Source organism: Pectobacterium parvum (assembly GCF_020971565.1).
Taxonomy (GTDB): domain Bacteria; phylum Pseudomonadota; class Gammaproteobacteria; order Enterobacterales; family Enterobacteriaceae; genus Pectobacterium; species Pectobacterium polare.
Window position 1 is genome coordinate 1 of record NZ_CP087394.1, and the last position, 5,731, is coordinate 5,731.

A 5,731-nucleotide genomic window follows, 5' to 3' on the forward strand; every position below is an offset into this window, starting at 1 on the left:
ATGGATCATGGTTTCGTTAATTTTTTTGACTCAGTTAAGGGGTACGGATTTATCCGCAGAGAACAGGGTAGAGATGTAATGTTCAGATCTGATGATATTCCCAATGAAAATTACACAGTGGATATACCAAAAGGAACAAAAGTACAATTCAATACAGTGAAGACAGCGAAAGGATTAAAAGCTATAGATATACTATTTATCTGAACTTTTCATCCGAAAGTAAGTTCTCCGGCTAACACACATAATTATCCAAGGCTCTCCCAATGAGGGTCTGCCACCACCTTTGCTTTTCTTTCCTCTTAGAGACTGAATTTCAGGTGCGTGTGTTTTTTTAACAAAATCGTCGAAAGAATATTCAGAGAAATTTTTTATAGTCCATTTAGCAATACTATTAGAGATCCCCTTTACTTCACTTTCATCTAAGGGAAAGGGAAATTGCAGATTGTAGGCGATGGCACGCTCATAGCAGGCTTGCAGCCACTGTTCATACTCCGGCCACCCCTGACGGATAGCGCGATAGGCCCACTTGCGGGTTTTATCGAACAAGGTGCAGTTACGGCCTAAGCCGTAATCGGTAACTATTTCTTTGTCGTTCGCGGCGTTCAGGTCTAGCGAGTCGGCCAGCCAGTCCAGTGTGTAGAGTTCTGGCTGCCAGACGGCAATTTTCCAGTACCCGTGGTTCGGATTCTTGCAAATTAACCCCGAATACCCCACGTCAGCGTCCAATTTTTTACGTAGCGCGTTCTCTACGGCAGCAGCGTACTTCAGCGGCTTCATTTTTCCGTCAGGTGCGGTGCGTATCGAGGTTTTCAGTGCGTAAAGCAGGTGCGCGTGCCCGTTTTCGGGGTTGGTGATGGTCAGCGTAGGCGCGGGCGCATTGCGATCACTCCAGTCGATTGCTGCACCGAGGCGGTCAACGTCAAAACCGAGCCAGAACATGGCGTGAGGCTGGTTGAACTGGATGTATTTAGCCAGAATAGCGCGCTCTTTTCCCGCGATGCGTACACCAAAATGCAGATCGTCCGAAAAGTACGGCTTGTTAGGTAAGCGGTCGTTGAACAGGTCGAGAGCTGGGTTAGTCACTCACGCCAGCGCTTATGGCGGGCTGTTGTCTTGCACTCTGCATGTGCTAATATCCTTCTTAGGTTACGTACCTAGCCCTGATTAATCATGTCTCTTCCGCCAAGTTGAAACCATGATTATCGGGGCTTTGTTTTTTCTGCCGTTAACGTTACACGCGAACGGCGGTTTCTGTCGAATCCTTCCGTCATAAAGCCTTAATGTGAGGCAAGTTCCTGAAAGAATTTAGGGTTGGCCTGTATGGTCGCCAGCACCTTTGCCGCCAGTCCGGTCGGGTTACGTCTGCCCGTTTCCCAGCTTTTGATGGTATCGAGGCTGGTGCCAAGCACCTTCGCCATTTCATCCTGCGTCACGTTCAGCTGGGCGCGGAGTGCCTTCACATCAGCCAGTTCATAGCGCGTAACCCGGGCAGGCGCTTTAACGCCGTGTTTGATCTCGACGGCTTCTTCGAGTGACGCTTTCAGTTCGTCAAAAAAACTCATGCTACACCTCGTCTTTCAGTAGTTTCGTCAGCTTTTTCAGGTCGGATTTTTCGGCGTCCGTCAGGCTGTCTTTGGTGCTTTTCGGGTAGGCCATCACCAGATAGATAATTTCTTCGGTGGCCAGAAAGTAAATCACCCGCGCACTGCCGCTTTTCCCCTGTGTGCCGGTCGCCATTCTGATTTTTCGCAGCCCGCCGGTTTGCCTGATGAGATCGCCTTTGTCCGGTGACTCAATCAGCAATTTCTGGAGCTCTTTGAGCTCGTCGTCCGTGGCGATTTGCTTTATCTGACGGGTAAACATCGGCGTTTCGATAAACTCTATCGCATGGCTCACTGTGTCATTCCCTTTGTATTCTTAATGTACATTGTACACCAAAGTGATATTACGTCTACGTGAGCATTCCGCATGCGCGGTGCTAAAGCGTCGGGCCGTGATAACGGGTGCGCTGCTTTTCCAGTTGCAGCTGGTGTTCGTGCTGTTTTACGAGCGCATTAAGCGGCTGAGATTGTCGCTCAAGCTCTCGACCTGACCGCGCAAGCTGTTCACCTGATTGCTCAAGTGCTGACACGCCCTGTCGCTGCGGCTCAGTGCTTGTGAGGTAGTCTCGAACATGTGCTGCAAACTGCTGTAGCTTTCCTGCCACGCCTGATGCTGTTGCTCGTAGCTGGCCTGTAAACTCTCTAAGGCGCTCAGAAGCTGTTTTTCCATTTCGGTCATGGTTTTCTCTGTCCTGTGGGTCAAAATCGTTTAGGGGCGTTTCTGTGCGTTCTGGCGGGGTTACTTCGCGGTGTACTTCACCACCGTGTTGCCCGCCGTTGAGGTGTAGCTCTCCACGCCGTGTGCTTTCACCGGCAGCACCACCAGATAACCGTTCTTCTGGCTGTCGTCGCTGTAGATCGTCACCCCCGCGCCGCTTTTCGCTTTCAGGCTCGCCAGCTGCTGGCTGTAGCCGTCGATATCGCTCAGGCGTGAGCTGATGATCTGCCCCTGAAGCCAGATTATCCCGCTCAGGATGCCAATCAGGAGCGCGGCGCAGACCACTATCCAGATCAGCGCGGTGGTGACCGTGGCTCTGATCATGCCCGTCAGCCTGCCGTTCTGCTCGCGGATAGCGTTGCTGATGCTCTGCGAGCTTGATTGCAGTTCCGCGCTGATAGACGTTTCCAGCCTCCCGAACTCGCGCTTCACGCTCTGCTCGGTATCCTGCGCTTGCTGCTTCGATTTCTCCTCGAAGCCCTTCGCCAAATTTAAAATCTCGCTCATAAATCATTCCTTTCAGCCGGATGTTTCTGCCGCCGGACGGGTCGGCAATACTGATGCTGCTTTTGGTTTCCCGCGCCACGGTGAGACCAATGCTCTCGAGCTGAGTCACCACGTCATGCCGGCTGCGTATCGCGCCCTGTGCCATCAGGTTCATCAAGCCGGCGGTCAGCTTTTCCGCTGCCTGCTGTTTGTCTCGCGGCAGGTCGCTGGCCTGCGTCAGCGGACGGCGATAGGCGGGGTCATTGGGGTCGCGCAGTCCGAGCCGGTCGTTGGTCAGCGTCTGCCAGGCGTTTACCCTGGGTCGGTCGGCGCGGTCGAAGTAGGGTTGCAGCCGTTTGCCGCTCTGCAATTCGATGTTCGGGATCACGAAGTTCAGCTCGAGGCGGCCTTTGTCCTGATGTTCAACCCACAGACAGGCGTACTGGTCTTTGTCGAGACCGGTCATCAGTGTCTGTTCCCATTCGTCCATAAGCCGCGCCTTTTCAGGTTCTGCAATGTCGGCCTCCTGAAAGGACAGCACGCCGGAGGTGTAGGCGCGGGCAAAGTCACAGCCGTCAATCAGTTCGCGGGTGCGTTCGGCGTCTCCCCGCAGCACACGGGCATCATCCCGCTGGCGATCTTTGCCCAGCAGATAATCGACGGGGCCACTGCCCGAACCGGCACCGCGTGAGTGAATTTTAATGATCACGATGCTGCTCCAGCAGTTCACCCAGATTGCGGTCAAGGCTGTTGAGCACCGCCAGCAGGGAAACCCGCTCCGTGGGGGTAAGCCCGTCAAGCTGGTTAAGGCGTCGGGCGATCTGGTTGAGGTTGTTGCCTATCCCGCTGACCTGTCGCAGCAGTTCGGGCGCAACGTCAGGAAGACGGCGCTTTCGGGCGGTGTGTTCTCCCAGACCGAGCTGACGCAGCCATTCAGCCAGATGGGTTCGGTCACACCGGTCTATCAGACGCTGATGCTCTGAGTCGGTCAGACGGATTTTGATCTCTCTCGTGCGCTTTTCCATTCTCACTCCGCTGCGAAATATTCGCACCCAAAGTGCGAAAGTTTCGCAGCGGATGCCCGGGGTTTCGGGGGCGGCGAGCCCCCTGAACCAGTCACAGACGGCACCTCGTAGAGGGGACGCTGTGTGTACTGGCTTAAAGTATGGTGGAGTATGTCAGATTCTGTGTTCGCGGCAAAAAAAAGCCCCCTGATAAAAGAGAGGGCTGTTATCTGATATAGGTTGTTTAGTGCCATGCGTTTTTTCGTGACTTCATTCTTATAAAAAACATATACTCACTCCCGATACGGGCGAACCTCGCCCAACCCTTTGCTCTTTAAAAAAAAGTTACACTGACTCAAGGAAAGCTATGCCTGAAAAGGCGATCTCTTCATGAGATCATGACCGGCATCCCCGCTAAGGGTCGGCTCATCGCGCAAAAACGCGATAACCCTCCTTAAATTTCGGCGACAGTTGTCTGGCAATGTGAGTAAAAGTCCCTAAAGCCAATTGATTTATTCCTTGTGTTCCTTACTGGTCTGGCAAAACCCATAACCCAAGAATGAAGGCAAAAATGTTAAATTTTAACATCAACTTAAGTGTAACTAAGACCTATAACTATGCATCTGGAGACAGTCATAGTCGTAGAAAAGAAGGGATTGGCTTTATGGAAGTACTGAAAAACCTTTGTATGAAGGTCTATCCGTACTTGATTATGTGGAAAACTTTAGCTTTCATAGCTCACTTATTCTTCTAATCGACTTTTAACTCAACCTAACATGATGAAACCTCTGTTTAATGGTACTCAATTGGCCTCTCAAGACTCTCTTGCAGCAATGCTAGGGGTTACGACAGAGAGGCTCAATAAAATTGTGCTATCTATCCCTAAGTCATACAAATCGTTCAATATTGAGACAGGTAAGAACAAAAAGATCAGAACTCTTTTTGAGCCAAAAAAAGGGTTGAAGCATATTCAAAAAAAAATAAACAAAGAAATCTTTGAAAATGTTAATTATCCAAATTATCTTCATGGCGGCTTAAAAGAAAGAGACTATGTATCAAATGCCGGAACTCATGCAGGAAAGAAAACTATAATATCTTTGGATATAGAAAACTTCTACCCTAGCATCAGCAAAAGAGACATATTAAATATATTCAAAAACATGATGAGATTCTCACCATCCATTTCAGAAACATTGACAGAACTAGTAACTTTAGATGGTAAGTTGCCTCAAGGTGCTTGCTGCTCTAGCTATATAGCAAATCTTATATTTTTCAATGATGAGCACAATATAGTAAGAAAAATAAACAATATGGGTATGAATTACACCAGGCTACTTGATGACGTTACTATTTCTTCCGATAAAAAACTATCAAAAGAAGAAGAAACAAAAGCGATAACAACAGTAGTAGGGATGATAAATAGGCACCGTTTATCTTTAAATGACGCCAAGACCGTTATAGAAAAATCAGACCACCCTAATTCAAAGTTACATGTGACAGGGTTTTGGGTTAAACATAAAACACCGAAAATAAATAAAGAAAATCGCAGATACATACGATATTTAGTTTTTATCTGTGAAAAAGAATCAGCCGTTGACAGAACATCAACTGAATACCATACCCTATGGAATAAAGCATCAGGCAAGGTAGCTCAGATGAGTCGAGTTGGTCATGAACAGTCAGTTGAACTTAGAGAAAAACTAGGGAAAATCCTCCCGCTATATGATGAGTTCAAAATAAGAAAGATAGTTTTCCTAGCTAATAATTACATTAAAAACTTCAGTCTTCCTTTAAGTGAGGAACAAGTTTCAAAGGTAAATAAAATCATTTATGACGTGGGAATCGTAGGTAGATCAAACAAAAAACTATCTAACGAGCTCAGAAAAAAACTAAGATCAATTTTACCAAAGGATGCGTGAGCT

The 5,731-nt window shown here is 48.6% G+C and carries 8 protein-coding genes and 1 pseudogene; 2 read left to right on the top strand and 7 right to left on the bottom strand.

Annotated elements, in window-relative coordinates; genetic code table 11:
- A complete protein-coding gene (locus LOZ86_RS21280; RefSeq protein ID WP_224452644.1) occupies positions 1-204 on the top strand; it encodes a cold shock domain-containing protein in 204 nt (67 codons plus the stop codon).
- Here the strand turns inward: LOZ86_RS21280 and LOZ86_RS21285 are convergent.
- From LOZ86_RS21285 to LOZ86_RS21315, 7 genes and pseudogenes are all read right to left on the bottom strand, one after another.
- Positions 193-1,083 (bottom strand): replication initiation protein, encoded by an 891-nt coding sequence (locus LOZ86_RS21285; protein ID WP_230243184.1) that lies wholly within the window; start codon positions 1,081-1,083, stop codon positions 193-195. The two genes, LOZ86_RS21280 and LOZ86_RS21285, sit on opposite strands and share 12 nt — an antisense overlap.
- 194 nt (positions 1,084-1,277) lie before the next feature.
- A complete protein-coding gene (nadS, locus tag LOZ86_RS21290) occupies positions 1,278-1,562 on the bottom strand; it encodes a NadS family protein (protein ID WP_015060318.1) in 285 nt (94 codons plus the stop codon).
- A 1-nt stretch (position 1,563) separates the two neighbouring features.
- Positions 1,564-1,896, bottom strand: a complete 333-nt coding sequence (locus LOZ86_RS21295) for a type II toxin-antitoxin system RelE/ParE family toxin (protein WP_116362726.1) — start codon at positions 1,894-1,896, stop codon at positions 1,564-1,566.
- Between the two features lie 147 nt (positions 1,897-2,043).
- A complete protein-coding gene (locus LOZ86_RS21300; protein ID WP_147306335.1) occupies positions 2,044-2,280 on the bottom strand; it encodes an MbeD family mobilization/exclusion protein in 237 nt (78 codons plus the stop codon).
- A 60-nt stretch (positions 2,281-2,340) separates the two neighbouring features.
- On the bottom strand, positions 2,341-2,826 hold the full coding sequence (locus tag LOZ86_RS21305; protein ID WP_015060315.1) for an MbeB family mobilization protein: 486 nt from the start codon (positions 2,824-2,826) through the stop codon (positions 2,341-2,343).
- Positions 2,827-3,196: 370 nt separating this feature from the next.
- Positions 3,197-3,535, bottom strand: a pseudogene (locus LOZ86_RS21610) (relaxase/mobilization nuclease domain-containing protein); the annotation flags it as partial.
- Positions 3,504-3,830, bottom strand: coding sequence for a plasmid mobilization protein (locus LOZ86_RS21315; protein ID WP_116362722.1), 327 nt, complete (start codon positions 3,828-3,830; stop codon positions 3,504-3,506). The gene LOZ86_RS21315 and the pseudogene LOZ86_RS21610, both read right to left, overlap by 32 nt.
- Before the next feature lie 755 nt (positions 3,831-4,585).
- Between LOZ86_RS21315 and LOZ86_RS21320 the strand changes: the two genes are divergently transcribed.
- A complete protein-coding gene (locus LOZ86_RS21320) occupies positions 4,586-5,728 on the top strand; it encodes a reverse transcriptase family protein (protein WP_230243183.1) in 1,143 nt (380 codons plus the stop codon).
- Positions 5,729-5,731 lie beyond the last annotated feature (3 nt).

Bases quoted from the DNA above. Each gene is read 5' to 3' on its own strand.
- LOZ86_RS21300 (WP_147306335.1), bottom strand. From the start codon at position 2,280: ATGACCGAAATGGAAAAACAGCTTCTGAGCGCCTTAGAGAGTTTACAG.
- LOZ86_RS21315 (WP_116362722.1), bottom strand. From the start codon at position 3,830: ATGGAAAAGCGCACGAGAGAGATCAAAATCCGTCTGACCGACTCAGAG.
- LOZ86_RS21280 (WP_224452644.1), top strand. From the start codon at position 1: ATGGATCATGGTTTCGTTAATTTTTTTGACTCAGTTAAGGGGTACGGA.
- nadS (WP_015060318.1), bottom strand. From the start codon at position 1,562: ATGAGTTTTTTTGACGAACTGAAAGCGTCACTCGAAGAAGCCGTCGAG.
- LOZ86_RS21320 (WP_230243183.1), top strand. From the start codon at position 4,586: ATGATGAAACCTCTGTTTAATGGTACTCAATTGGCCTCTCAAGACTCT.
- LOZ86_RS21305 (WP_015060315.1), bottom strand. From the start codon at position 2,826: ATGAGCGAGATTTTAAATTTGGCGAAGGGCTTCGAGGAGAAATCGAAG.